This window comes from Bacillus sp. XT-4 (assembly GCF_050864245.1).
GTDB classification, from domain to species: Bacteria; Bacillota; Bacilli; order Bacillales; family Bacillaceae; genus Bacillus; species Bacillus altitudinis.
On the sequence record NZ_JBPAFI010000006.1, the window covers coordinates 95,011 to 121,137 of the forward strand.

The 26,127-nt window shown below is 42.4% G+C and carries 25 protein-coding genes; 9 read left to right on the forward strand and 16 right to left on the reverse strand.

What is annotated here, in order from left to right; translation table 11 throughout:
* Nucleotides 1-16 precede the first annotated feature (16 nt).
* From ACRRMM_RS15725 to ACRRMM_RS15735, 3 genes are all read right to left on the reverse strand, one after another.
* Nucleotides 17-1,108 (reverse strand): SEC-C metal-binding domain-containing protein, encoded by a 1,092-nt coding sequence (locus ACRRMM_RS15725; RefSeq protein WP_017366546.1) that lies wholly within the window; start codon nt 1,106-1,108, stop codon nt 17-19.
* A 193-nt stretch (nt 1,109-1,301) separates the two neighbouring features.
* Nucleotides 1,302-2,240: a response regulator gene (locus ACRRMM_RS15730; RefSeq protein WP_008342149.1), complete on the reverse strand. Its 939-nt coding sequence runs from the start codon at nt 2,238-2,240 to the stop codon at nt 1,302-1,304.
* A gap of 4 nt (nt 2,241-2,244) precedes the next feature.
* Nucleotides 2,245-3,531 (reverse strand): ATP-binding protein, encoded by a 1,287-nt coding sequence (locus ACRRMM_RS15735; protein ID WP_146271353.1) that lies wholly within the window; start codon nt 3,529-3,531, stop codon nt 2,245-2,247.
* Nucleotides 3,532-4,049: 518 nt separating this feature from the next.
* On the opposite strand from ACRRMM_RS15735, the gene ACRRMM_RS15740 reads away from it, so the two are divergent.
* Nucleotides 4,050-5,030 (forward strand): glutaminase, encoded by a 981-nt coding sequence (locus tag ACRRMM_RS15740; protein WP_008342152.1) that lies wholly within the window; start codon nt 4,050-4,052, stop codon nt 5,028-5,030.
* Between the two features lie 33 nt (nt 5,031-5,063).
* Nucleotides 5,064-6,491: an alanine/glycine:cation symporter family protein gene (locus ACRRMM_RS15745; RefSeq protein ID WP_035703064.1), complete on the forward strand. Its 1,428-nt coding sequence runs from the start codon at nt 5,064-5,066 to the stop codon at nt 6,489-6,491.
* A 39-nt stretch (nt 6,492-6,530) separates the two neighbouring features.
* On the opposite strand, the gene ACRRMM_RS15750 is transcribed toward ACRRMM_RS15745, so the two are convergent.
* From ACRRMM_RS15750 to ACRRMM_RS15765, 4 genes are all read right to left on the reverse strand, one after another.
* Entirely contained in the window at nt 6,531-7,391 is an 861-nt protein-coding gene (locus ACRRMM_RS15750; RefSeq protein ID WP_428828753.1) for an alpha/beta fold hydrolase, read from the reverse strand.
* A gap of 113 nt (nt 7,392-7,504) precedes the next feature.
* Complete coding sequence (locus ACRRMM_RS15755) at nt 7,505-7,870, reverse strand: VOC family protein (RefSeq protein ID WP_008342155.1); 366 nt, start codon at nt 7,868-7,870, stop codon at nt 7,505-7,507.
* 100 nt (nt 7,871-7,970) lie between these two features.
* On the reverse strand, nt 7,971-9,353 hold the full coding sequence (locus tag ACRRMM_RS15760; RefSeq protein WP_017358611.1) for an amino acid permease: 1,383 nt from the start codon (nt 9,351-9,353) through the stop codon (nt 7,971-7,973).
* Between the two features lie 67 nt (nt 9,354-9,420).
* Entirely contained in the window at nt 9,421-10,929 is a 1,509-nt protein-coding gene (locus tag ACRRMM_RS15765; RefSeq protein ID WP_017366543.1) for a class I adenylate-forming enzyme family protein, read from the reverse strand.
* Nucleotides 10,930-11,191: 262 nt separating this feature from the next.
* On the opposite strand from ACRRMM_RS15765, the gene ACRRMM_RS15770 reads away from it, so the two are divergent.
* On the forward strand, nt 11,192-11,629 hold the full coding sequence (locus tag ACRRMM_RS15770) for a MarR family winged helix-turn-helix transcriptional regulator (protein ID WP_007498406.1): 438 nt from the start codon (nt 11,192-11,194) through the stop codon (nt 11,627-11,629).
* 277 nt (nt 11,630-11,906) lie between these two features.
* On the opposite strand, the gene ACRRMM_RS15775 is transcribed toward ACRRMM_RS15770, so the two are convergent.
* The 3 genes from ACRRMM_RS15775 to ACRRMM_RS15785 form a co-directional block, all read right to left on the reverse strand.
* Nucleotides 11,907-12,929: a quercetin 2,3-dioxygenase gene (locus ACRRMM_RS15775; protein ID WP_148780760.1), complete on the reverse strand. Its 1,023-nt coding sequence runs from the start codon at nt 12,927-12,929 to the stop codon at nt 11,907-11,909.
* A gap of 80 nt (nt 12,930-13,009) precedes the next feature.
* Nucleotides 13,010-13,573 carry a TetR/AcrR family transcriptional regulator gene (locus tag ACRRMM_RS15780; protein ID WP_008342160.1) on the reverse strand — a complete coding sequence of 188 codons (564 nt, stop codon included), beginning with the start codon at nt 13,571-13,573 and terminating at the stop codon, nt 13,010-13,012.
* Between the two features lie 45 nt (nt 13,574-13,618).
* Nucleotides 13,619-15,103: an amidase gene (locus ACRRMM_RS15785; RefSeq protein ID WP_250026981.1), complete on the reverse strand. Its 1,485-nt coding sequence runs from the start codon at nt 15,101-15,103 to the stop codon at nt 13,619-13,621.
* A gap of 188 nt (nt 15,104-15,291) precedes the next feature.
* Between ACRRMM_RS15785 and ACRRMM_RS15790 the strand changes: the two genes are divergently transcribed.
* Nucleotides 15,292-16,905, forward strand: coding sequence for a S8 family peptidase (locus tag ACRRMM_RS15790; protein ID WP_223255657.1), 1,614 nt, complete (start codon nt 15,292-15,294; stop codon nt 16,903-16,905).
* A 37-nt stretch (nt 16,906-16,942) separates the two neighbouring features.
* Here ACRRMM_RS15790 and ACRRMM_RS15795 read toward each other — a convergent pair whose 3' ends face one another.
* Nucleotides 16,943-17,479, reverse strand: a complete 537-nt coding sequence (locus ACRRMM_RS15795) for a DUF402 domain-containing protein (protein ID WP_057078629.1) — start codon at nt 17,477-17,479, stop codon at nt 16,943-16,945.
* A 114-nt stretch (nt 17,480-17,593) separates the two neighbouring features.
* On the opposite strand from ACRRMM_RS15795, the gene ACRRMM_RS15800 reads away from it, so the two are divergent.
* Nucleotides 17,594-17,800: a hypothetical protein gene (locus ACRRMM_RS15800; RefSeq protein ID WP_008342164.1), complete on the forward strand. Its 207-nt coding sequence runs from the start codon at nt 17,594-17,596 to the stop codon at nt 17,798-17,800.
* A gap of 59 nt (nt 17,801-17,859) precedes the next feature.
* Here the strand turns inward: ACRRMM_RS15800 and ACRRMM_RS15805 are convergent, their stop codons facing one another.
* Nucleotides 17,860-18,396, reverse strand: coding sequence for a GNAT family N-acetyltransferase (locus ACRRMM_RS15805; protein WP_008342165.1), 537 nt, complete (start codon nt 18,394-18,396; stop codon nt 17,860-17,862).
* 211 nt (nt 18,397-18,607) lie between these two features.
* Here ACRRMM_RS15805 and ACRRMM_RS15810 point away from each other — a divergent pair, with 211 nt between their 5' ends.
* Nucleotides 18,608-19,825 carry a multidrug effflux MFS transporter gene (locus tag ACRRMM_RS15810; RefSeq protein WP_428828752.1) on the forward strand — a complete coding sequence of 406 codons (1,218 nt, stop codon included), beginning with the start codon at nt 18,608-18,610 and terminating at the stop codon, nt 19,823-19,825.
* 209 nt (nt 19,826-20,034) lie between these two features.
* Here ACRRMM_RS15810 and ACRRMM_RS15815 read toward each other — a convergent pair whose 3' ends face one another.
* The 4 genes from ACRRMM_RS15815 to ACRRMM_RS15830 form a co-directional block, all read right to left on the reverse strand.
* Nucleotides 20,035-20,205 (reverse strand): hypothetical protein, encoded by a 171-nt coding sequence (locus ACRRMM_RS15815; protein WP_017360401.1) that lies wholly within the window; start codon nt 20,203-20,205, stop codon nt 20,035-20,037.
* Nucleotides 20,202-20,789: a DUF1700 domain-containing protein gene (locus ACRRMM_RS15820; protein WP_057078633.1), complete on the reverse strand. Its 588-nt coding sequence runs from the start codon at nt 20,787-20,789 to the stop codon at nt 20,202-20,204. Before ACRRMM_RS15820 ends, ACRRMM_RS15815 begins: the two co-directional genes overlap by 4 nt.
* Nucleotides 20,782-21,099 carry a PadR family transcriptional regulator gene (locus ACRRMM_RS15825; protein ID WP_017366535.1) on the reverse strand — a complete coding sequence of 106 codons (318 nt, stop codon included), beginning with the start codon at nt 21,097-21,099 and terminating at the stop codon, nt 20,782-20,784. The genes ACRRMM_RS15820 and ACRRMM_RS15825 overlap by 8 nt, the downstream gene beginning before the upstream one ends.
* Nucleotides 21,100-21,793: 694 nt before the next feature.
* A complete protein-coding gene (locus ACRRMM_RS15830) occupies nt 21,794-22,624 on the reverse strand; it encodes a YitT family protein (RefSeq protein ID WP_025206673.1) in 831 nt (276 codons plus the stop codon).
* A gap of 337 nt (nt 22,625-22,961) precedes the next feature.
* On the opposite strand from ACRRMM_RS15830, the gene mmuM reads away from it, so the two are divergent.
* From mmuM to ACRRMM_RS15845, 3 genes are all read left to right on the forward strand, one after another.
* Complete coding sequence (mmuM, locus tag ACRRMM_RS15835) at nt 22,962-23,900, forward strand: homocysteine S-methyltransferase (protein ID WP_035390584.1); 939 nt, start codon at nt 22,962-22,964, stop codon at nt 23,898-23,900.
* Between the two features lie 46 nt (nt 23,901-23,946).
* Nucleotides 23,947-25,350, forward strand: a complete 1,404-nt coding sequence (gene mmuP, locus ACRRMM_RS15840; protein ID WP_035390586.1) for an S-methylmethionine permease — start codon at nt 23,947-23,949, stop codon at nt 25,348-25,350.
* Nucleotides 25,351-25,462: 112 nt separating this feature from the next.
* Nucleotides 25,463-26,083, forward strand: a complete 621-nt coding sequence (locus ACRRMM_RS15845; RefSeq protein ID WP_017366532.1) for a hypothetical protein — start codon at nt 25,463-25,465, stop codon at nt 26,081-26,083.
* Nucleotides 26,084-26,127 lie beyond the last annotated feature (44 nt).

Below are 26,127 nucleotides of genomic sequence, written 5' to 3' on the forward strand. Positions count from 1 at the left end.
CGCGTCTTTTTTCATGCTATGATACAGTCGTCTCTTGCTCTTCTTTGACCGCTTTTTCAATGTCTTTAAATCGGCTCGATACAGTGGACGCACTAATGCCATACTTTTTAGCAACTTGTGCTTGAGAAAGCGGGGCATCGCTTGCAAGTGAATGAATATAATATTCGATTCCCGCAGCAAATGACGCCGCTTTACGGATCACAGGTGCTTTCTGATCACAGTAAGCTTTCCAAACCGTTAAAGCGCCATCTGTCAGGCTTTGGTCACCGTGCTCTTTCATCCCGTCTTCAATTAGCTTGGCTGTTTCCAGCTGAACGTCACTAGCCCATTCCATACGATCTGCTGATAGTCCTACTGTATTTCCTTCTGTTTGAGCAGGCGCTTCTGTTTCTTCAACTTCTTGCTTCGCAAACATACACTTCAGCACTTCAGGGAAGGCTTCTCTCATAAATGTACTACGTGCTCCTCCGTTTGCCTCATGTGCTTCAACGAGCTGGCGAACCTGAAGAAGAAGCGTATCAGTAAACTCTTTCGCGAACATCGTATATTGAATGAAAAACTCTGCTTTTTCTTCAAACTGAACAGGGAAACCAAGAACAAGGCTGCCTTTCTCTGGCAGCACGGTTTGATCCGGCTTCACATCAACTTCAACCTTCTCAGCTGTCACCATATTCTCAAAGTAAAGAGACTCGTCCGTTTTTTCATTTAATAAAAGCAAAGATGGCTCCATGTCTGTCCAAGATTCCACCACTTGTCTTGTTTTAGGACGGGTAATATCTTCTGCTTTTTTTGTCAGGAATTCTTGGAAGATGGTCTCTTTCTTATCTGTTAATGGGCGGAAGAAAATGCCCCATACACTCAAATGAAAGACTGAGATTTGTTGCGTTTCTTTATCCATATCTGCTAGGAAAGAAAACTCATTAATGAATTGATTGATCGCTCTCTGATGCTTAGAGAACGCATAATTCATTAAATCCTTTTGAACTTGTACAGCTTCCTTAAACACAAGCTCAGACGTTTGTTCTCCGCCTGACTTTTGACCACAGCAATGTTTATATTTTTTTCCGCTTCCGCATGGGCAGAGCGCATTTCGTTTAATTTTTCCCAAAATAAAACCTCCGACATTCTAGTCTAACCTCACTATTTTAACAAACGATTGCACAGGAGAGTTTTATTTTCAAGAAAAAAGAAAAATCAGAATGATCAGATAAATAACAAAGACGTCTAAAAGAGCAAGGCGACTCATAGTCAAAAGCACTCTGTCTCTGTTTATTTTCTCCAATCATTCCAATAGATTTCCCTCAGCTCATCCCTTCGAATAGCTGCTTTGCTTCAAAATAAAAGATTTGCACGAACTTTTTCGTATTGACTCTGCCTGTTGACCCTGCGGATGAAGAAGTCTTCTGCATTTCTTTCATTCTTTGGCTGACATCAGTGAAATCAAAAAACTTCGACGCATAGTGCTCAAATTTAGGGTTTGAAAAATCTGTAAGCCCTAGTGATGCGAAATGATTTAAGGAATGATGGATGGCTCGTCTAATTCGCTGCTCTGCTGCTTTCACTTCCCGCATCACTTCCACATCCGACGCACCACGACCAAGCTTTCGTTCCGCCGTTTTGATAAATAGCTGCTTTAATGGCGGAAAATTCACCTCATGAGAATTGGCTGTCTGCGTTTCATGTAAGTAGATCAATATCTCTAGTAAATCCTTAGAGCCACTCTCTCCGACAATTCCTAATTCAGATAGGAGGAATTCTCCTGCCTCTTTCATCGTTCTTCGCTTTGATCCAGTACCTGTCTCATGAGAAATCACTGGCTCTAATGGCAGCACATGTCGAAGAGAAGCTTGAATATCGTAAATTGATTTTTCCAGCTTGATCCGCTCCATGACCTTTCGAATGACACTGACAATTTCAATTCGATTGACAGGTTTATGAATATAATATTCAATTCCAAGTTCATAGGCTTCTGCCATCATCTCTTTTGCTTCTACTTGAGATATCATGATGACCTTGCCTTTGAATTCAGGGTGAATATGACGTATGGTTTGAATGCCGTCTCTAGCTGGCATTAAAAGATCAATCAGAAGGATGTCTACTTTTTTCAGGTTCAATGAATGCGCCTCTAATCCAACACCATCATCAGCCTCATCCACGACCTCTCCCAAATCCTCATCCTCGATGATCTGACCTAAAATCGAGCGTATTGCACGATCATCATCTGCAATGAAAAATCGCATACACTCACCCTCTCTGTATTAAATTTTTTATCGGAAGGACAAGCTGAAAAGCTGTTCCTTTCGTTTCTTTTTGCTCAATCTGGATTTGACCGTCCAGCTCTTGAACCAGCTCTCTCACATAGGATAAGCCAATCCCAGTTGACGGTGTTCCATATGCATCAAATTTTGAGGTATATCCAGGATCAAATACAATCTCTCTCAATTTCTCAGGAATACCCGGTCCATCATCCTCAACCCGAACCTCTATTTTATCATGACTGCCTTTCAATACGAGTGAGATGGCTCCATCATCCTTGATTGCTTCAACTGCATTTGCCATTAAATTATTAATCAGCGATAAAAAAATGAACACATGATACTCATGCAAGTGAATGCCTTTTATATCAGATGTAAAGGAAATGTTCTTCCCGAGAGATAGCGCATATTTCTCTTGAATGCGAATCACGATTTGAACAAGATCCTCTGCCCTCATATAATCTTGCATATTTTCCTTTGAAATCAGCTTTGAAAGCCCAGCGTAAATACGCTGATTGTCCTTTTTGACTTCATGTATTTCCCCTGCAAGCTTGAGCAGCTCCTGACTCACTTTCCTTCCCGCCTCATGTTCATTCAGCAGACGATAGAGCCGATAGGATTCTTGCGTTATGTGCTCTGTATGATTTAACGTTTTCTTTAAATGAACTGTTTCCTCATATAAATTTGAAATGACCATCATCATATGCTCATTTTGCTTCATGATTTGTTTCTCTCTTGATTGTGCCTCATACAGCCTCATCATATTAAAAAAGCTGATGACCACGAAGCTGTGAGCAAATGCAATGAGGATCATATCACTCAGCTTTGAGAAAGTCATGGTTGTATCAAACACTAAAAATTGTACAAACAGCTCAACAAAATCAGCAAGCAGTTCAATCATCAGTCCGATCAGCCCAATAAAAATGGAACGTTGCTTGAAACGTCCTGTACGGACAACAAAGAAAAGCAAAGCATAAGTAAAGTAAAAAAAGAAGCTCGGAAACTGCTGATAAAATGACAGAGCCAAATCAGCTTTTTGCTGAATAAGGTCTAAACCTACCCGAAATAGAACAATGGCTGCGCCTGTTAAAAACCCTGGCAGCAATGGTCTTGATTTTCTTAAAAGTAATAAGCAAAAGAAAAACGCAGGTGCCCCAAAACTAATGCGAAATGTTTCATTCACAGGATAAAACTTCAGCTCTCCCGCAAGCGGCACAATGACGATCATAAAAATCAAAATAAATGCGTCTTTTTTGACAAGCTGGTTTAAACTCAAATGACTGACATCCCTTCCCCTGTTTACATAGCCACAGTATACAAGGAGACTCTTTGCTTCACAATGAGCAAAAAAATTATTTTCACGGCTACTTCTCTCTTCAAAATCATTTTTTATGACTATTCTCCGAGGAGGCATGGTGACCTTTCAGCTATCCTACGATTTGGAGATTGTCTACAATAATGGGAATTGTTTAGACAATTGTATGCAGACTGATTTTTTATTTGTAAGTTTTTCTGTAGATTTTCGTCAGATTGTGTAGTTTCCAAGATAAATTGAATAAATAATTTTAGTGAAACTATATGTAAGCGTTTTCTTACTTTTCACTAAAAACCCTTTTTGTTGTTTCGCCGCCAAAGCCTTCATTTGAACATATATTTAGGTGTAAAGGAGTGGTACAAGCAGCGCATGACAAGTTCTTTGAAGATGTGTAACATGTTTTCGTGCCTATTTGATCGCATTTTTTGTCATCCGCCAATTCAATAGGGTACTTTTTGATTTTTGATTGGAGGAATCGTATGAAAACAGCAATTTCTAATAATACACAACACGCATGCCAGTCTTCTGTTGATCAATGGGCAGAAGAAATACGTCCGTATTACAAAAACGGGCAGAACGCTGGCTACATTCCAGCACTCGGAAAAGTAAATTCCTCTCAACTTGGTATCAGCGTGATAGGCCCAGATGGATCATCTGTACGTTATGGTGATTGGGACGTTCCCTTTACCCTGCAAAGTATCTCAAAAGTCATCAGCTTTATAGCTGCCTGTTTAGGAAGAGGCGTTCCGTACGTCTTGGATCGGGTAGATGTAGAGCCAACTGGTGATGCATTTAATTCCATCTACCGCCTTGAGATGCATAAACCAGGGAAGCCCTTTAATCCAATGATTAATGCTGGAGCTATTACCGTATCCTCCATCCTTCCTGGAAAGACTTCTACAGAAAAGCTAGCATATATTTTCGATTTAATCGAAAACTTAATAGGTAAGCGTCCTTCTGTTAATGAAGAGGTTTATCAATCAGAATGGGCAACGGCACACCGCAACCGGGCACTTGCTTATTATTTAAAAGAAACCAATTACTTAGAATCAGATGTCGAGGACACGTTAGAAGTGTATTTAAAGCAATGTTCCATTGAGGTCACAACAGAGGACATCGCCTTGATTGGACTGATTATTTCAAGTGATGGCTACCATCCCTTTAAACAAGTCCAAGTCATCCCAAAAGATATCGCAAGACTAACAAAGGCATTGATGCTGACATGCGGCATGTACAATGCGTCTGGTAATTTTGCTGCTTTCGTAGGCGTTCCAGCCAAAAGTGGTGTGTCTGGAGGAATCATGGCTTGCGTTCCGCCAAGCGCAAGAAGAGAATTCCCATTTCAGACAGGCTGCGGTATCGGCATTTATGGTCCTGCCATTGACGATTGTGGAAATAGTATTACCGGTGTCATGATGCTGAAGAAACTCGCCAAAGAGTGGGATCTCAGTATTTTTTAAAAAGAACAGTGATGAATTCGAAGAGGTGATGTTATGAACGAAAAAGCTTTGCTATCTTATTTAACAACTACAAATGATTTTATTTGGACTTATCTAATCATTGCTCTGTTACTTGGAGTAGGGGTCTACTTCACATATAGATCACGCTTCCTGCAAGTCAGAATGCTGAAAGAAATGCTGCGTGTTCTAAAAGAAGGAAGAAAAGAAAAAGAGGGAATCTCACCGTTCCAAGCATTTGCCATCAGTATGGCAGCACGTGTCGGAACAGGGAATATCACAGGGATTGCCATCGCTATTGCGATCGGTGGACCTGGCGCAATCTTCTGGATGTGGATCGTAGCAATTATCGGTTCTGCTTCAAGCTTTGTTGAAAGTACACTAGCTCAGGTGTATAAAGTAAAAGATAAAACAGGATTCCGCGGTGGACCTGCTTATTACATGGAAAAAGGGTTAAATAAGCGCTGGATGGGGATTTTATTTGCCATCCTGATTACGATCTCTTTTGGGATTGTCTTTAACGCCGTGCAATCAAATACAATCACCGTCGCTTTTAAAAACTCTTTTGGCCTAGATCGTTTAACTGTCGGAATCGTTATGGCTGTTATTTTTGCGTTCATTATTTTCAAAGGGATCAAAGCGATTGCAAAAGCATCTGAATATATTGTCGTTTTTCTTGCCGTTGCTTACATCGGGATTGCTTTCTTTGTGATTATCACAAATATCACTGAACTACCAGGTGTCATCAGTACGATTGTGAAGCACGCTTTCGGATTTGAACAGTTTGCCGGCGGTACATTAGGTGGAGCATTGTTACAAGGGATTAAACGCGGTCTCTTCTCAAACGAAGCCGGTATGGGTAGTGCCCCTAACGCAGCAGCAACTGCTGTTACGAGCCACCCCGTCAAACAAGGATTAATCCAAGCATTTGGTGTGTTAACAGATACGTTAATTATTTGTACAAGCACAGCCTTTCTTGTTCTGTTCTCTGATGCGTATAAAACAACCAATCTGGAAGGAATTGAGCTAACTCAGGCTTCATTAAGCCAGCACATTGGGCCTTGGGCTTCTGGATTCCTAGCCATCATGATTTTCTTATTCGCTTTTAGTACGTTAATCGGTAACTATTACTATGGTGAAACGAACATTGAATTCTTGGGAGCGAATAAAATTTGGCTCAACATCTATCGTGTGGCTGTCATTGGCATGGTTCTATTCGGAGCCATTGCCACTGTTCCTCTCGTTTGGGGTCTGGCCGACTTATTCATGGGTCTCATGGTCATCGTCAACCTCATTGCCATTACCATGCTGTCTAAAGTCGCCTTTGCAGCACTGAGGGATTACATGCGACAGAAAAAAGAAGGCAAAGATCCTGTTTTCTATAAAAACGCCGTTCCGAACAATGAACAGATTGAATGCTGGGACGACGAACCTGTTTCCTTGAAAAAGAATCAAATCGGATAAAAGAAATAAGCTCTGGTCATATGATCAGAGCTTATTTCTTTATGTTAAAAATTCGAGTATGAGCTTATTCACGACATCTGGTTTTTCATGATTGATCCAATGAGTGGCATCATCGACAAAAATCAGCTGTCCATTTGGGCAAATTTTGATCGTTTCTTTTGCGAGCTTTCTGCTTAGAAACTTGTCCTCCATTCCCCAGATCATACGGACAGGAACGAGAATTCGTTTGGAAATCGGTTTTTCAAAGCCGCCTTTTTTAATACCTCGATACCAATTCAACATGGACGTAATGGCTCCCGGCTGCGTCCATGCCAACTTATAGCTTGAGACATCTTCCTTCGTGAACAGATGAGGTCTAGCAGACAGTCCAATGGCTTCATCCAGTCTTTGAAAGTGATTTTCTTGAAGGGCTGTCTCTGGTACATTTGGAAGCTGAAAGAACGCGATATAAGAGCTCTTCTTCCACTGCGGCGGATAAAACGGAAGGACCTTCATCATCACACGAGGATGCGGCATGTTGACGATGATTAATTTTTCTACATATTGAGAACGGGTTGAAGCAAGATGCCAAGCAACAGCTCCACCCCAATCATGTCCGCCGACAATGGCCTTTTGATTTGGACTCAGCGCCTTAATTAACCCCACGATATCATCTCTTAATTTGTCTAAAACGTATGATTCGACTCCTTCTGGTTTGTCACTCAGATGGTATCCCCTTTGATCAGGAACAACGACACGATACCCCGCCTCAGCTAGGGGGAGGATTTGATTTTTCCAACCATACCAAAACTCAGGAAATCCATGCAGCAGGACCAGCAGCGGACCATCTTCAGGACCAGCCATTGCTGTATGGACCTTTATGCCGTTTGTTTGAATATATTGAAACTCAACTTGATCCATTCCTTTTCCACCCTTTCCCCATGTCTTATCATTCTTCCAACATAGCATATTTTCCATTTTTCAGAAAATAAAAACACTCACAAAAAAACCTTCACAAGGGTGAAGGTCTTTATTTATTTCATATAATTCAGCACCCATATCAAACCATTCTTCCGATCTTGTACTTGTCCATGAAGTGCGCCAAAGAACGTATCCTGTAATTCTACAAGGACATCTCCATCAGCTTCAAGCGCCTCGTATACAGCCTTTAACTCTTCCTCATTGTCAAACTGCATGATCAATCGAAGATTCTCCGGTTTTGGTGTGCGACCAAATGTATCTGAAAAGTGGAGCAGTGATTCTCCAAGGTGCAGCTCAGCATGCAATACACGGTCTTGATGTTCATTTAAGATACGAATATCTCCGCCAAAAATTCCTTGATAATATTGAAGAGATTCTTTGACATCTTCTACGACAATATAAGGACTAACGCTGATCATTTCCCTCATCCTCCTCTTGTTCCGTTCATTATCTCTTATATAGCTTATCCCAAATCGTATGAAAAAAGGCACAAATCGTCAACGGATTTGCACCTTTTTCTCAAGCAGATTTCGCTAATTCACTGTGTTTGTTAGAATATGCTGCGTACATGACGACACCGATCATCAGCCAAACCCCGAAGTACAGCCATGTCCGGCCTGGTAAATTGAGCATCAGAAACACACAACAGCCCATCGAGATAATTGGCAAAACCGGTACAAACGGAACCCGGAATCCCCTTTCCAGCTGTTTATGTGTCTTTCTCAAAATGAGTACGGATAAACTCACCATCGCAAACGTTAATAATGCACCGATATTGGCTAGGTTGGACAGATCCTTCAAATCAATAAACCCTGAAATAACAGCTGTCATCCCGCCAATCACCCATATACTGGCAACAGGTGTATCACTTTTGTTTGTTTTTGAAAACACTTTAGGCAAGAGCCCGTCCCGCCCCATCGCAAAAGCAATTCGAGTTGCCGCATAATTATTGGCGAAAATCACAGCCATCAATCCAATTACAGCACCGACAGAAATAATACCAGCCACGCTATGTTGATGGACACTTTGCAATACATAAGACATTGCCTCTGTCACATTCAACTTCGTATAGTGCACCATGCCTGTCATGACCAAACAAACGACAATATAAATGATCGTACAAATGAGCAATGAACCAATAATGCCAATTGGCAGGTTCCGCTGTGGATTTTTCACCTCTTCTGCAGAAGCCGAAATGGCATCGAATCCTAAAAAGGCAAAAAACACAGCAGCGGCACCAGCAATAATCCCTTCCGTACCAAACGGCATGAACGGCTGCCAATTGGCTGGTTCTACATAAAAACCACCTACTACAATGAAAAGAACAATAATGCCAAGTTTCACAAACACCATGATATTATTGAATTTTTTACTTTCTTTCGTTCCTCTAGATAGGATCCACGCAATGAGTAAAGCAATAATAATTGCTGGCAAATTCATATATCCGCCTTGTTCTGGACCAGCTAAAAATTGATGTGGAATTGAGATTCCAAACCCCTCCAGCAGGCTGTTAAAATAACTCGACCAGCCACTCGCTACAGCTGAAGCAGTCAGCATATAAACAGATAATAACGTCCATCCCATGAGATGACCTACGAGTTCACCCATTGTGGTATATGAATAAATGTACGCACTGCCGAACACAGGCAGCGCGGAAGCCATTTCTGCATAACAAAGTGCTGCTAAACTGCACACAATCGCTGCGATCGCAAAGGAGAAAATAACAGCCGGTCCTGCATCCTTAGCTGCTGTAATTCCGGTTAACACCATGACCCCCGTCCCAATCACAGCCCCTATGCCAAGGAGCGTGAGATCGAGCCCGCCCAGTGTTTTCTTTACCTTTTGCTGTCTGCTCTGTTCTAACAAATCGTGAATGTGTTTCTTACGAAGTATATGTCGCAAACCCTTTCCCTCCAAAACGTTAGAAAAACAAAAAAATCATTCAAATTTCATTATAGCAGAATAGGTCCTACGCATTCACAACCAATTCACGTAAATCTTTCTTCATGATTTTACCAAGTTTATTTTTTGGCAGATCCTGCGTGAAATGAATGGAAGGCACTTTGTAATCTGCTAAACGTTCCTTGCAGTAATTCAACACATCTTCTTCGCAGAAATCGACAGATTCGTCTTTTACGATATACGCACTTGGTACTTCACCATATAAGTCATCTGGTACCCCAATGACAGCAGATTCAATTACACCTGGAATTTGATCAATGACCTCTTCCACTTGGTCAGGATAAATATTATCCCCACCGTATAGAATCACATCTTTGTATCTCCCTGTGATGTAAAGAAAACCGTCTTCATCCAGATAGCCTGCATCCCCCATATGGAACCAGCCATCTTTGAGCACTTTCTCTGTCGCTTCAGGTTGATGATAGTAGCCTAAGAAATAAAATGGGCTTCTCATGACGACCTCGCCAATTTCTCCAGCTGGCAGCGCCTCCTCTGTCTCAGGATGCACGATTTTGACTTCTACATCCGGATCCACTTTACCAGCAGAGCCCATCTTATCCTCGCCCATCGCTGGATGCCACGCACTCACAACCCACGCTTCCGTACTTCCATAGCCATGCATCATCTGAATGCCTACTTCTTTGTAATCTTTAATTAAGCGTACCGGTACCTTCGTACCACCAGAAATCGCAATTTCAAAAGATGAGAGATCGTACGAACCGCGCTTCATTTCTTCTAGCATGTACGTATAAGCTGATGGGAAAGCCATCATAAACGTAATTCTTTCTTTCTCAATTGTTTCTAAAATGCGTTTCGGCGTTGCATCATGTAAGAAGACTAACGTATACCCTTCAATTGCAGCTGCAATCAGGTGATTAATTGAACTCATATGATACAGCGGATGACTTGCCAAGTACCGTTTTCCTCTCAGATCAAATCCTCGGTTCCCATGTCTTGTTAAAAATTGATAGATTCGCCCATGTCCGACCATACAACCTTTTGGATTGCCTGTTGTACCTGAAGTGAATAAAATCATGGCCAAATCCTCTTCTGATACCTCTTCAGCAAGATCACTTCCATCATTAGACGCCAATATGTCTTCAAACAGCTGTGTTGTTTTCGCATTGACACCAGATTCCACCATGAGACAATCTTCTAAAGACACATTCACTGCCGCAATAATGTCACGGAATTCACGGTCAAAAAATAAAGCCTTTGGCTCTGCTTTTTTCAAGATACCTTCTAGCTCAAAAGAGGTAAGTTGCCAGCTAAGCGGTACGGCGACTGCACCTGCTTTAATGGCTGCCAGCATAATCGTAGAAAAGTGATGATGGTTTTGACAAATAAAGCACACCCGGTCACCTTTTCGAATTCCTTTACGATGTAAGTAATGCGCTAGCTGATCAATGCGTTTTGCATATTCTTCAAATGTATAAGACACACCTCCGCCAGTTACCGCTTCAATTTGTGAAGAGCGTTCCATTCTGTCGTTTAGTAATGCCTGTAAAGTATTCAATATCTTCATCTCCAAACGTTTGATGTCCAATAGCCAATTTCCAGTGAATTGGATTGGCAGATTTTATCTCATTCACATTCTAAAATAAAAAAAGGTGAAAGTAAAATCATTTCATTTTGGAATTGTTCCTTTTATTAATTGATAATATAGGTAATTTTATAGCCGTCTTCCATTTTGGTTTAAATGATGATGCTTATTATGATAAGATAGACCTAGTAATTGATCGGAAAATGCGAATGCAATAGGAAAAGAGGTATGGAGAATGCAACATTTCGAGCTAGAGGCAAGTTTGTTAGACCATGCACTGACAAAGTATTTAAAGGCGACGAAACGAATAGATGAAGAGAATATCCCGAAAAACGTCACGAATGTAAAAGGGTTTATTTTACGCATCATCTACCGCCATCAATCATGTACTGTGAAAAATATTCTGCAGGAAGTTTCATTATCTCCCTCCGCAACAACAACCGCTCTCAATCACTTAGAAGATGAAGGGCTGATTATCCGCTCTAGAAATAACAATGACCGCCGTACGGTATGGATTACACTCTCTGAATCAGGTGAACAAATCGCCAGACAAATGATCGACAATCGTCAGCTGCTTGTCAATCAACTGTTCAATCACCTATCAGAAGAAGATAAAAAAACATTTTTTGAATTAATCGAAAAAATGATGGACGAGCGCACATTAAAGGCTTAGGAATTATCCTAAGCCTCAGATTTTTGACAAAGGGCTAAAATGAACTTTATTTTAGCCCTTTGTTTGCTTTTAGCGTGATAGAAAACCTTTGCAGTCTAGGAAGGACGCGTACTGGCGCGGAGTGAATGTGACATTAATGAGCACCAGCACGCAGGACTGACACCGAATGCGAGGGTTCATGCATGTAAATAGGGATGCTGTTCCATAAGGGAAATAAAATAACCCGCCGATTGATTCGACAGGCTGTTTATTCAAATCTGTGTAACGCGTTACACAGCTATTTATCTTCGACAAACACCAAATCATACTGAGCAGAGGTCTCCCCATCCTCCATCATGTCCCCTTCCTGTATAAAATAAGGGCACATACCTGGACTTTGTGCTTCTTCAAATTGTTCAAACACTTGCTCAATATAGCCAGGCAGCAGCAAAACCAACATTTTATTTGAATGTGATACGAATTCATACGAGTGAACGGTATTCGGAGGAATATAGGCAAAATCCCCTGGCATCAAGCAAATATTTTCTCCGCTTAACTGAAGATTGATTCTGCCTTCAACACAATAAAGTGCTTCTGTATGCATTTCATGATAATGCGAACGTAACCCTTTTCCCTTTGTCCCTTCAATCACAAAATAACTAAATCCGTCTCCTGTTGTTTCCGTTGTCGCAATCAGCTCATGAAGCTGACCTTCGACCATGTATTGCTTTCCTTCACCAGCCTCCAGCACATATGGCTGCACTGCGCGCGGGAGCTGACTATGAAACAAAACAGCTGGCTTGGTTGTATTGGATAGCTCTCTAATGCCATGCATCAACATGATATCGCTTTCTTTTTCAGCCTGATGAAAGCTGTCTGCATCAAATGGGTGATCAGTCATCGGCCATTCATTCTGCAACAGCCTCTTTCCGATTTGCTGATAGACATCTGTCATTTGCCCGCCCAGTGTATAAGAAATAAACCTTGTTTTGTGACTATGCATCCTATAGCCATGAATTGTTTTGGGCGGAATATGAATATAATCGCAGGCCGTCACCATATACTTTTTACCGTCCAGTATCACTTCCAGCTTCCCTTCCAGCACAAAGATGGTTTCAAATAGCGTCTCATGACAATGCAGCGGAAAGTAAGCACCTTTCCCACCTGTGATTAAGACAAGCTCAAACAGTTGATTTGTTTGATTTGCTTCTGCCAGCACATGTACAAGCTGATTTTCCAAACCATACAGCTCCCCCGAACCGGACACGGTATAAAAAGAGGTATCTTCGGATTGCTTGATCGATTGTGGTTGCTCCGACATCCCATCACTCCTCATGACTAATTGACTATCTTTATTATATAGACCAATTGATATAATAGATAGGCAATATACGAGAGATTTTACTCTTCTCGCATAAATAAGTGTCTAAGGTAACATTTTACGTGCTCTAAAGGTGTCGTTTGCTTTAATGCAGTAGTCATTGATAATCCGCCGATGACCATTGAATGAAGGAGAGATGCCCGCTCATCCGCTTTTATTTCATCATATCCGCTATTCATCAGCTTTTCTTTGACAAGCTCTTGCCAGCGGATCATTTCTTGTTTGCATGCAGCATGAAGTTTTGTATGTTCAGGTTTTGACTCTGCCGCCAGTAAGACAATCGGTATCCCTCTTTCACTTTCTTGCTCCATAAAACCCCGAATAATATTTGTCATAAAATGATCGACGGCGACATATGGGTCATCAGAATAAGCAAAGCTTGCTTCAATTTGATCGATGACCCTTTGACTCATATATTCAACGGCTGCTATGGCTAGCTCTTCTTTTCCATTTGGAAAGTAATAATAAAGAGATCCTTTCGGCGTGCCGCTCTCTCGAATGATTTGATTCAACCCTGTCGCATGATACCCCTGTTTACGTAAAAGAAGTGCGGCCGTTTGAATGATTTTGTCCTTCGTACTCACGTGTGACACTCCTTTCCTCCATAGACCAACGTCGATGCCATTGTATTATTGATTCAGTAATGGATGCGTTCCTTTCCATAATGAGGATGATTCTATTTCTGACGCCAGTCTGAGCAGCCAGTCCTCTTTTCCTTTCGGTGCTGTCACCTGTACGCCTAAAGGCATGCCTGCTTCTGTGAGATGAACTGGCACACTCATAGATGGCTGGCCGGTTAGGTTAGCCAGCTGTGTAAATGGTGTGTAGGTCAAACTCTTGAGGAACATTTCATAAATCAGATCCTGCTGTGCTTGCATTGAAAGGGATGACACACGTAACAATGCAGCAATTTCTTGATCGTTATGCATCAGCTCGCCAACCTTTGGAGCCGAATAGGCAGTAGCTGGGGTCACATATAGATCGTAGGTTTGATGAAATGCGGCCATTTTTGCAGCGGCCATATCCCATGCATCAAGACTTTCTGTATAAGCAGCAGCTGTCACATTTTTTCCTGCTTCCGCCAGTACCCATGCCACAATATCTGTCTCCTCAGGCTTCACCGGACGCCCGAATGAACGAGCCAGAGAGGTAAATAAGGCAGACATTTCACCGCTGTTCATGACATAATATTGCTGCATCAGATGGACACCATCAATGTCCGGCTTCGCTTCCTCTATTTGATGCCCTTGTTCACTCAGCCATTTCACAGTGTTCAAGACTGCCTGCTTTGCTTCCTCACTCACCTTCGTGCCTACTGGAGAGTCTACACTGTAAGCAATTCGCATCGAAGAGGTTCGTTTCACTAAATCCTCCTGATAGCTACCGTCATATAATGGCGTTTGGAACGCAGCCTCTGGCTGAATGACTTGAAGCAAATCAAGCAGGGCTGCACTGTCTCGAACTGTTTTTGTGAGCGTAAAGTCAATGGAAGCTCCTTGCCACTGCCTTCCTGCACCCGGGCCGACCGGTGTTCTCCCCCTTGTTGGCTTGAGTCCAAATAAACCAGTAAAGGATGCCGGAATCCGAATAGACCCTCCGCCATCACTCGCTCCACCCGCCGGTACGATGCCGCTTGCCACAGCTGCTGCCGTCCCGCCGCTTGAACCGCCCGGAGAATAGTCAGCATTCCAAGGGTTTCTCGTCGGACCATATAAAAAGGGTTCTGTCACATTTCGCAATCCGAATTCAGGTGTGTTCGTATGACCGATCATGAGGAGCCCAGCCTGCTTCAATCGACGGACAAAGTGGGAATCTGTTTGCGCCTTTACATCCTTTAACAGCAAAGCACCCGCCGTCAAAGGTTCATGTTCCAGCCCCTGCGATATATTTTTCAACACAAACGGAACACCAGCAAACGGCTGATCCGCATCTAGTGACTTCATGTCTTTGAACACTTGATCTCGCCTTGTCTGAATCACCGCATTTAGTACTGGATTCACTTCTTCCAATCTAGTAAATGCAGCTTGTACAAGCTCTTCGGGCGTGACCTGCTTTTTCTGCACAAGTGATGCCAGTCCCGTCGCATCATACGTCATATACTCTTTTATATTCATCGGCATGTCCTTCTTTCTCATATTATGATCTCTCTATTGTCTACTAGAATTCTATGAAATTCAATTTCGGGATACGTGTGAAAAAAACTTTCTTTCTAGACTATGATTCTTCTAACCATCCATCTTATTTCTCCGATATAATAAAGAAAAAAAGACGGAGGTCACCTCATATGCAAGGAGCCATTGCCTTGAAAAAGAAAATCGTCGTGGTCATCGCGTTTCTTCTTGCTTTGACAACTGCTTTGCCTTTCCATTCGCAGGCAGTTGCACCACCAAAAGAAACAGATGTCATCATCGTCTATAAAAATCAAAAAGGAAAACAGACGGCTATTCAAGAAAGTGAAAAAGTGAACGCTCAATACATACACCTTCCAGCTGTAGCAGTGACAGCAGATGAGCAAGCTGTCACCTCACTTAAAAAAGACCCAAACATCGCTTATGTTTCAAAAAACGTTAGGGTCAAACTCGCTGCTTCTACCGTGAAAAAAACGGCTGCTGCTACTGGTCAGGATGCTTTGGTACAAAAATCTTATAACTTGCAGAAGCTCAATGTAAAGCAAGCAATCAAAGAAGGCGTGACAGGGAAAAATGTGAAAGTAGCCGTTCTCGATACTGGTATTTTCCCACATGAAGATTTAAAGGTAGCCGGCGGTAAATCATTCGTCGATTACACGTCTTCTTACAAAGATGATGAAGGACATGGAACACATGTCGCCGGTACAATTGGGGCGCTCAATAATGATTACGGTACGGTCGGCGTCGCTTCTGGTGTGAAGCTGTATGCTGTAAAAGTATTAGATAAAAAAGGAGAGGGCGACTTATACAGTCTGCTCCGAGGCATTGATTGGGCGATTAGCAATAAGATGGACATCATCAACCTAAGTCTAGCTTTTGAAGATAACATTCCGATTTTACGTTCAGCAGTTGATGAAGCATACAAAAAAGGACTGCTGGTCGTTGCTGCAAGTGGAAATGATGGAAAGAAGAATGGGATTAGTTATCCTGCCGCATACAATAGCGTCATTGCTGTTTCCGCAACGACAGACAAAGACAAACTCGCCTCCATCTCTAATACGGGGAAAGGAATTGAATTTTCCGCTCCCGGCGAGAACGTCATCAGTACCTATTTGAAAAATGAATATTGGTATGCCACGGGTACATCACAAGCGGCACCGCATGTCACAGGGATGCTGGCGCTCTTAAAACAGCTACATCCTAAGAAAACAAATGTTCAGCTCCGCACTTTATTGCGCAGCTATACAGTCGATCTTGGCGCAAAAGGAAAAGATCCACAATTCGGCTATGGCCGCGTGCAATATGTGCCGCAGTCAACCTTTTTAAAGGCTGCGACAAGCGCAGTCAAGACAGCCGAAACATCTAAAAAACAGACAGATGTTGATCAAGCCAAAACGAAAATTGGCAGACTGACTGCCAGCAAGCAAAAAACCGCACTCACTGACCGAGTCAAAAAAGTCCAAACAGCCATTGATATTCGTGACGCACGAGCGAAGGTCAAATCAGCTGAAAAAAGTAAAACCCAAGGCTCGATTAAAAGTGCCCAAACGGCTATTAAAAAGCTATCCAAAGGCAAAGAAAAAACAAGCCTGCAAAACCGGCTCGACAAAGTCAAAAAACAAGTCGCCTATCAAAAGAAAGTGACAGATGCCAAACAAAAAGTCAAAAAAGCCGAAGCCAAACGAACAAAGAAAACAAAAGCAACCGCTCAAAGTGCGGTCAAACAACTAAAAGCATCTAAAACAAAAACTGATTTACAAAAACGAATCAACCGGATCAAGGTTTGATAAAAAAACGATTCCTTTCAGCAAGGAATCGTTTTTTCTATTTCAACATCTTCTGAAACAGGGTGTGATGATATTTCCCTTTCGCATCCAGCCTCACTTGATCGAGGATGTGCGCTAACGAATGGATGACATCACGGAGTGCCCGATGAACCGAGCCCTGCTCAAAGGAAGCTAAACTCTCCGGCAGTTCATCTTCATCCAAAACAAAGAAATCACCATTCGGAAGAACGAGTAGATCAATCAATAAATCTTCAAAAACAACCGCCCGTTCTTCAAACCATGTATGTCTGACGATATTCAAATAAGAGCCAAGTTCATTGCCTTGATCATCCCGCCAAAAATAGACATTGTAAGGCCGGTCTGTCCAATAATAGGCGGTCGTATAACTCCCTTTTGGAATCGTGACAGTGCCATCACCAGCAACCATTGTAAATGGTTCTTGAATTTTATGAAACAACACGACTTGCTGCTCCTGTGCGTCTAACAGCTGACACGTATGTTCCACAACCTGATCATCGTATTTGATTTTTCTCTCAATGACGTCATCCCAAGAATTTGCATATAGCGGAAACAATCGGTCACAACCCCTTCTACATCTACTTCTTATTCTAGTATACACTGCTTTCTTTTGAAGAAATAAAGGTTCACTGCTGCTGCCTATGGAAGACATATGGTGAGGTGAAAACAAATGAACGGAATCACAATCATCGAAACCGTAGCAGAACTCGGACAAATCATCTTGGTTTTTTGTGGCTATGCCCTTTACTGGCGGCTTGTGAAAACGAAAAGAGATCGAAAGCTAACCCCTTATGAACATGTGTTGAAATTCTTTGTCATGTTCGGGTTAATCTCTTGGTGCTTTTCATATATGGCACTGAACGTATGGGTGTCATGAGAAAAAGGAAGAGTCCCGTCCATGCAGGACATACTCTTCCTCTTCTTATTCGATGTATGTTATGAGCCAGCCGGCTGTTCTTTTTTAATCACATACTGATAGCTCTTCACATGCGTCCCATTTTGATTCACAAATTCTTTATCAAGTGCCCGTTCAAAGCCCATTCTTTCATATAAACGAATGGCGGCCTGCATTTTATCCGACGTATGAAGGTACAGGACGTTCTCGCCCCACGATTGCGTTAGTTCTATACTTTTACGCAACAATGACTCTGCAATGCCTTTTCCTCTCACATCAGGATCTACCCCTAAAAACCGGACAATCGCTGAAGTAATGCCCATCTCCGGCTTGTCATATGCCTGTTCTGATGATCGAAACATTTGAAGGGTCCCCACGACCTTGCCCTCAAGCTCGGCCACGAGCATCAACTCCATGTTTGGGTTATCTACAGCCGCTCGCAGCGCTGCAGAATAATTTTGCCAGCCTTCCTCTGTAAATTGAGGCTCATACTGTGCGTATGATTTGATCAACACATGTGTGATCGCCTCATGATCTTCGCTCACCGCTTGACGAATGATCAACTCTTGTTGCTCCATGCCAGCACCTCCTGTTTGTCTATGAATGGATATACGAATCATGCAATCATTGCATGCCGATGATCTGATTCTTTTCTCTACTCATTCAATGTAAAGAGTCTCCTTCGAAAGATCAATGATTTTGCACGAAAACTTCTTTGAAAATTTTGATTGAAATGGAAAGCTTGATTCATTATGCTGATTTGAGGACGTATACGAGGAGTGGCATCATATGAATTCTTTATCTTATCCCCAAGAATCGAAAAAAAATCGATTCCTCCTTGCCGCGCTTCTTGGCTCTTTAACAGCCCTTGCACCGCTGGCAATGGATATGTATTTACCTGCTTTACCTAATATCGCCCGTGACTTTGAAGCAAGCACGGCGCTGTCTCAGTTAAGTCTCATGGCTTGTTTGATTGGACTTGCGCTTGGACAGCTCATTGCAGGTCCAATCAGTGATACAGTCGGCAGAAGAAAGCCGCTGATGGTTGGATTAATCATTTTTATTGCAGCATCTCTTTTATGTACAGTTGTCACATCAATTTGGACATTCATTCTTTTAAGGCTGATTCAAGGACTTGCTGGTTCAGCAGGCATTGTTATTGCACGAGCCATCGTGAGAGATCATTATGAAGGCTCAGAAATGACGAAATTCTTTGCTTTGCTCATGTTAGTCAACGGAGTGGCTCCTGCAGCGGCACCGATCGTGGGCGGACAAATGTTACGGTTCACGACGTGGCAGGGAGTGTTTGTTCTGCTAGGAATCCTCGGGACGCTCATGCTCCTAAGATCGATGTTTTCATTGAAAGAAAGCTTACCTGTGGAACGTAGACAGACTGGAGGCTTCAAACAGATCCTAGGTGCGATGAAAATTCTAGCGAGCGATCGACTCTTTGTCGGATATGCTCTCTCACAAGGACTTGTCTTCGCCGCCATGTTTGCGTATATCTCTGGATCACCGTTTGTATTGCAGGAGATTTTCAACCTTTCTCCGCAAGGCTTCAGTGCTGCCTTTGCGGTGAATAGTCTTGGCATCATCACAGCCGGACAAGTATTTGCCCGCGTTGCTGCGAAAATTGGTGAGGAGAAAGTCCTTCGCATCGGGCTGCTGACAGCTGCTTTAGGAGGCGTCACCTTGTGTGTGATGATCTCTATTGATGCAGGATTGTATGGCATTCTCATTCCGCTCTTTTTTGTGGTCTCAAGCGTTGGGATTGTCGGCACCTCTGCACCATCTCTTGCGATGCAGCATCACGGCGCACATGCTGGAAGTGCCGCTGCCCTCATCGGTGTGGCGCAAATGCTGCTAGGCGCTTGCATGACACCCCTTGTCGGCTTAGCTGGAAGCCAGACTGCCTTTCCAATGGGGCTGATTATTATGCTCTGTGACCTTGGCGCACTTTGCTGTTATTTTTTCTTTGTTGCCAGAGCGAAAAAAAGACCCGCATAAGCGGGTCGCAGATTGTTGACAAAGGGCTAAAATGAACTTGATTTTAGCCCTTTGTCTTCTTTTCAGCGTGATAGAAAACCTTTGCAGCCCTAGGAAGGACGAGCATCGGCGCGGAGCGAATTTGACATTCGTGAGCACCGAAGCGCAGGACTGACAACGAATGCGAGGGTTTGTCTACACGCTGAGACCCGCATAAGCGGGTCTTTCATTTATGGCTTGCTCCAATTGATCGTGCGGAACACATTGTACTGGTCATTATTTTGATATGCATCTAGGTCAAAGCCTGAAAGTCCAAAACCAATTGCCATGACAATTCCTCCGGCAACGGTGAAGATGATCCCCCATTTGATGCATTGCTTTTTTAAATCATTCACGTTCATACTCTCACGACCTTCTTTTTAAACATTCCCATGAATGCCTTAGTGGATTGAACAGTCCCTTGCACAAATAGCTTTGTCAAATACGCCGTGGCTATGCCGCTTAATAATCCGACACCTAATAGAAGAATCCCAACTCCGATCTGCGTCACCACCACATGCAAACCGTCTTGAAAAATAAACGGTGAACCAATGATGCTCCAAAAACCGCCAAGCAGACCAACTAGCGTCATTGTACCTGTCACGAGTGGAATGCACCAAATCACCATATACACAGAAAGAAACAGCAGAAAGACTGTTGCTAGAATACTGCCCCATAACGGAAAGCCCAAAATGAGGATGGAGAGTCTTGTGGCTTTTTCTCCAAACGTCGGCACCTGAACGGTTTTGATTCCTTGTTCCTTCATAATCCCTTCAGCGATGATGGCAGGCTGACCGACTTGATGAACTGCCTCCTGTTCACTGTAGCCATCCTCCTGATAATCCTCGATCATTTCATCGTAATACTCGATGAACCGATCACTTTCTTTTTCGCCTAGACGATGCAGGTGCTTCTCCAAGCTGGCTAAAAATTCTTTTTTATTCATTGCTCTGTCCTCCAGAAATAAAGTCGTAAATCGCCATCACTTGATCCCATTCCGCTAAAAACTGTGCCATATGCTCACGGCCACTTGTTGTCATCCGGTAGTATTTTCTTAATCGACTGTTATGTTCCTGTGAATAGGTCTCCACATAATTGTTTTGCTCTAACCGCTTTAATATCGGATATAATGTCGATTCTGAAATCTCAATACAATGGGACATATCTTTAATCATTTGATAACCATAGGAATCGCCTTTCTTTAAAACTGCCAGTACACAGAATTCAAGTAAACCTTTTTTTAATTGTGCATTCATGATTACAACTCCTAACTATTTATACTATACAATACATAGTATGATGTTACAAGAGGTATCTTTTGCACCTTTTCACACTCAACGTCCTATAAATTTTCATACAGGAAGTTTCTCTTTCTTCAAGGCTTCACCTGATCAAGGTAAATCTAACGTGTGTCTATTGTAGACAACAAACATAAACAAGAACGAATATCAATAAATGAGGAAACACCCCATTTAATCTCTTTATTTTAAAGGGATAAGCTGAATTTTATGGAATTAAGAAGTTCATTCACAATGGTTTATCCTTATGATCATCATACTAAGTTTTACGAACACTCAACTCGAATTAAAGTGATGAGAACGGCTGAAAGTGGCTAGTTCTTTTCAACCCAACCAATACCGAATAATGGTAGACCTTAAAAAACGAGGAGCTGATGACCTTGAAAAAAATGTGGAGTAATTATCTCACTTTAGTCATTACACTAACTTTGTGTTATATCGTGTATTTGTTCATCTTCAAACAACCTTTTACCATTACACCCATCATCCTGTTTGTGGTGGGAGCCGCCATTGCTGAGTGTATACGTTTTTTCTTTCTGAAAAGTAACGAGAAAAAAGATGATACCTTGAAAAAATAGTCCCTTAAACATAAGATCACTCAACATATGAAAAGACACCGCCACTTTATAGTGGAGGTGTCTTTTTTTACTTTTTATATATTCACAAATCCTTCTCCAAACACATCCCGCACGTCATGGACAACAACGAATGCGTCTCGATCAATTTTCTTAATGATTTTCTTTAAACGCATCAGCTCCTGTTTTTGAATGACCGCATAGAGAATTTCCTTCGATTCCTTCGAATAGTGACCTCGACCGTTTAAAATGGTCACGCCTCGATCCAAGGTGTGATTGATTTCTTCTGCAATATCATCTTTGCATGAAGAAATAATCGTCACTGCTTTTTTCGTGTTAAGCCCTTCTATGACGAAATCCATCACCTTAGTCGCCACATACAGCATCACAATCGTAAACATTAATTTTTCCGCACCAATAATAAAGTAAGAAGCAAAAACAACGATCAGATCAAAGAACAAGATGGCGTAGCTCACGTTCCAGTCTAGATACTTATTCGCAATTCGCCCGAGGATAGCAGATCCCGCTGTTGTACCGCCCGCTCTTAAAACAAGACCAATGCCAATCCCAATGATGATCCCAGCGAAAATAGAACCAATGATCAATTCATGGACATTCACCACCCATGTAGTGGTCAAATGTAAAAATAGAGAGTTACTTGCGACAGCTACCACTGTGTAGATCGTGGTCTTCTTGTCCAAGTATTTATACCCCACAAGTAATAAAATCGCATTCAACACAAGGTTTGTCAGCCATGGCGCAATCTCAAACATATAGTAGAAAATGATGGACAGCCCCGTTACGCCGCCTTCACCAAACTCAAGTGGAATGACAAACATGTTCACAGCTGCAGCAAATAAAAAAGAACCAACTAGAATCATTGCAATATCTTTTACACATTTTTTCAATTTCTTCTTTCCTCCTTTTTTTAAGCATATAAAAAACCCTCTTTCTGCACGAAAGAAGACAGTCGTTGGACAAAATAAAAATCAAAAGACGGCGCCTTTTGATGAAGCTTTCTGAAATGAACCTTTCCATAATATATATCTCTTTTTAGAGGCTGTCAATGACTTGGTTTTCTATTATTTCAACTGTATGTTTATGCACTCAAACCCGCATGTTTTCAGGGTTTTTCCGTCATATGATGCTTATTCCTCTCCTTGACAAAAACACTTTAGTCATTTAAACTACTGCCTCATATCATATCCATTATTTCCGATCGACAAAGGAGGCTGTTTGATTTATATGAATCCTATTCAAAGCCGTTTACAGGCTCACACACCATTGATTTTAGATGGTGCACTTGCAACGGAGCTTGAACGAAAGGGCTGTGATTTAAACGACAGTTTATGGTCAGCCAAAATCCTCATTGAACAGCCAGAATTGATTCAGCAAGTACACTTGGACTACTTCCAAGCAGGTGCTGACTGTGCAACAACAGCCAGCTACCAAACGACAATTGATGGCTTTGCTGAAAAAGGCTATACAAAAGAAGAAGCCATCGAATTAATGAAACGATCTGTCATTTTAGCAAAAGAAGCATGTGAGCAGTTTTGGCAGGATGAGACACAACGTAAAGAGCGGACAAAACCATTTGTCGCTGGATCTGTGGGGCCCTTCGGCGCTTATTTGTCTGACGGTTCAGAATATAAGGGGAATTACGGACTCACAGAGCAGGCGCTCATTGATTTTCACAGACCAAGAATTCAAGCATTGGTAGAGGCTGGTGCAGATATTCTCGCTTGTGAAACCATCCCTTGTCTCATTGAAGCGATCGCCATCGCTAAACTGCTGGAGGATGAGTTCAGCGGTGTATATGCGTGGATTACATTTAGTGCAAAAGATGGTCAGCACATTAGTGAAGGAGATTTACTTAGAGACTGTGTACAAGCACTCGAGCCATATGAGCAAATCGCTGCTGTTGGCGTAAACTGTACACCGCCGCAATATATGTCTTCTCTTATTCAGGAGATGAAAAAAGGGACGAGCAAACCGATTGTCGTGTATCCGAACTCAGGGGAATTATATGATCCTGAAGAAAAGGTTTGGAGCGGCGATACGTCTCACCATACATTTGGTGAATGTGCGCAGCAATGGTATAAAGACGGCGCACAAATCATCGGCGGCTGCTGCCGGACGACACCAGAGGATATTACCGATATCTTAAAACAGGCAACATCGTAGCATCATGACTCAACACACATACTTTTAAGCAAAAGGGCGGGAAGACATGGAACAAGCAAAAGATCAGTCACAACAATATCAACGAAAAATGACAAGCCGTCACCTGTTCATGCTTTCTTTAGGTGGCGTGATTGGCACAGGACTCTTTTTAAGTTCAGGATATACGATCAATCAGGCCGGACCTGCGGGAACGATTTTGGCTTATCTGGTTGGGGCATTAATTGTGTATCTCGTGATGCTCTGTTTAGGTGAACTGTCTGTCGCAATGCCGGTTACAGGCGCTTTTCACACATATGCAACAAAATACATTGGGCCCGGCACTGGCTATACAGTGGCTTGGCTTTATTGGCTGACATGGACCGTGGCACTTGGTTCAGAATTTACAGCGGCAGGTCTTTTAATGCAGCGCTGGTTCCCGGACACATCAGTTTGGATGTGGAGCGGTGTTTTTGCCATTCTCATCTTTTTACTCAATGCTTTTACAGTTAAGTTTTTTGCAGAATCGGAATTTTGGTTTTCTAGCATTAAAGTCATGGCTATTATTCTCTTTATTATCCTTGGCGGAGCCGCGATGTTTGGATTGATTCCACTAAAAGGCGGTGAGGCCGCTCCGTTCTTCTCTAACTTCACTGGAGATGGGGGTCTCTTCCCAAACGGCTTTTTACCGATTTTAATGACCATGCTGGCTGTTAATTTTGCTTTTTCGGGTACTGAGCTAATTGGGATTGCTGCGGGCGAAAGTGTCAATCCAGATGAGACCATTCCCCGGGCGATTCGCACGACTGTGCTACGTCTTGTCCTGTTTTTCGTCGGAACGATCGTGGTCTTAGCCGGCTTAATTCCAGTAGAAGAAGCCGGGGTGATCAAAAGTCCTTTCGTTGTGGTCTTTGACCGCATCGGTATTCCTTATGCGGCAGATTTTATGAACTTTGTCATTCTGACGGCGATCTTATCTGCTGCAAACTCAGGACTATACGCTTCATCTCGCATGCTATGGTCCCTTTCTGAAGAACGAACATTACCTAAAAAGCTGGCAAAATTGACGTCAAAGGGAATTCCTTTGAATGCACTCATTTTGAGTATGATTGGGGGCATTCTCTCTTTGCTATCGAGTGTCATCGCACCTGAAACGGTGTATCTGGTTCTTGTTTCAATCTCTGGACTCGCCGTTGTTGTTGTATGGATGGGAATTGCAGCTTCACAGTTCATGTTTCGCAAAAAATTCTTACAGGATGGCGGACAGCTTCATGATTTATCTTTCCGAACCCCGCTCTATCCGGTGGTTCCGATTGCTGCCTTCCTCCTATGCCTTGCATCTGTGATCGGCATTGCTTTTGATCCAAATCAGCGTATTGCTCTTATCTGCGGTATCCCTTTTATCGCACTCTGCTATGCTGCCTATTACATGACAACATGGATTCAGAAAAAACGAGAAAAACCTGGTGTATAGCACCAGGGTTTTTGTTTGTCCCAAAAAAGGATATCACTAGCAAAACAAAGACATTTTGGTATATGATAGGAATCTATGATTTTCAGGATGAATCAAGGGAGCTGTTTTTAATATGGAAATGACCATTACAAGAGCATTAAGTGAACTGAAAATGTTAGATAAGAGAATCAGCCGAACGATTGATGAAGCCGTACTCGGTGGTTTGATCATCGGGAAACATATACAGAACGGATTTCAAAATCAAGAAGAAGTAGAAAAAAAGGCAAAAGCAGATGACCAATCGATTCAAGCATTAATCAAACGCCGAAATGCCATTAAATCAGCCATCGTTGTGTCGAATGCTACGACAACGATTGAGGTGGCGGGTGTTAGCATGACCGTAGCAGAAGCCATTGAACGCAAGACATCCATAGATTACGATATTCGTTATTTACGAAAATTAAAAAAGGTCTACACAGAGCTGGTTGACCGGTCAGAACAAATCAATGAAGATGTGAAAAAGAGACTGGATCAGCATTTAGAAACACTATTTGGGAAAGACGGGAAAACACAAGCCGCTGCCAACCAAGAGATCGTCAAGTCATTCCTAGCTGAAAATGAGGCGGCGATCATTGACCCTCTTCGTCTCCGAGTGAAGATTGAACAGCTTTCGAAAGAGATTGAAGATTTCCAAATGGAAGTGGATTTCTCCTTGTCAGAAAGCAATACCTTGACAAAAATACAGATCGACTAGTCGATTTTGTTAGTGAGCCGAAAATCGATAGGACTAAACACCTC

Bases quoted from the DNA above. Each gene is read 5' to 3' on its own strand.
- ACRRMM_RS15730 (WP_008342149.1), bottom strand. From the start codon at position 2,240: ATGCGATTTTTCATTGCAGATGATGATCGTGCAATACGCTCGATTTTA.
- ACRRMM_RS15740 (WP_008342152.1), top strand. From the start codon at position 4,050: ATGAAAACAGCAATTTCTAATAATACACAACACGCATGCCAGTCTTCT.
- ACRRMM_RS15745 (WP_035703064.1), top strand. From the start codon at position 5,064: ATGAACGAAAAAGCTTTGCTATCTTATTTAACAACTACAAATGATTTT.
- ACRRMM_RS15750 (WP_428828753.1), bottom strand. From the start codon at position 7,391: ATGGATCAAGTTGAGTTTCAATATATTCAAACAAACGGCATAAAGGTC.
- ACRRMM_RS15755 (WP_008342155.1), bottom strand. From the start codon at position 7,870: ATGATCAGCGTTAGTCCTTATATTGTCGTAGAAGATGTCAAAGAATCT.
- ACRRMM_RS15770 (WP_007498406.1), top strand. From the start codon at position 11,192: ATGCAACATTTCGAGCTAGAGGCAAGTTTGTTAGACCATGCACTGACA.
- ACRRMM_RS15775 (WP_148780760.1), bottom strand. From the start codon at position 12,929: ATGTCGGAGCAACCACAATCGATCAAGCAATCCGAAGATACCTCTTTT.
- ACRRMM_RS15785 (WP_250026981.1), bottom strand. From the start codon at position 15,103: ATGAATATAAAAGAGTATATGACGTATGATGCGACGGGACTGGCATCA.
- ACRRMM_RS15800 (WP_008342164.1), top strand. From the start codon at position 17,594: ATGAACGGAATCACAATCATCGAAACCGTAGCAGAACTCGGACAAATC.
- ACRRMM_RS15805 (WP_008342165.1), bottom strand. From the start codon at position 18,396: ATGGAGCAACAAGAGTTGATCATTCGTCAAGCGGTGAGCGAAGATCAT.
- ACRRMM_RS15810 (WP_428828752.1), top strand. From the start codon at position 18,608: ATGAATTCTTTATCTTATCCCCAAGAATCGAAAAAAAATCGATTCCTC.
- ACRRMM_RS15815 (WP_017360401.1), bottom strand. From the start codon at position 20,205: ATGAACGTGAATGATTTAAAAAAGCAATGCATCAAATGGGGGATCATC.
- ACRRMM_RS15820 (WP_057078633.1), bottom strand. From the start codon at position 20,789: ATGAATAAAAAAGAATTTTTAGCCAGCTTGGAGAAGCACCTGCATCGT.
- ACRRMM_RS15825 (WP_017366535.1), bottom strand. From the start codon at position 21,099: ATGAATGCACAATTAAAAAAAGGTTTACTTGAATTCTGTGTACTGGCA.
- mmuM (WP_035390584.1), top strand. From the start codon at position 22,962: ATGAATCCTATTCAAAGCCGTTTACAGGCTCACACACCATTGATTTTA.
- mmuP (WP_035390586.1), top strand. From the start codon at position 23,947: ATGGAACAAGCAAAAGATCAGTCACAACAATATCAACGAAAAATGACA.
- ACRRMM_RS15845 (WP_017366532.1), top strand. From the start codon at position 25,463: ATGGAAATGACCATTACAAGAGCATTAAGTGAACTGAAAATGTTAGAT.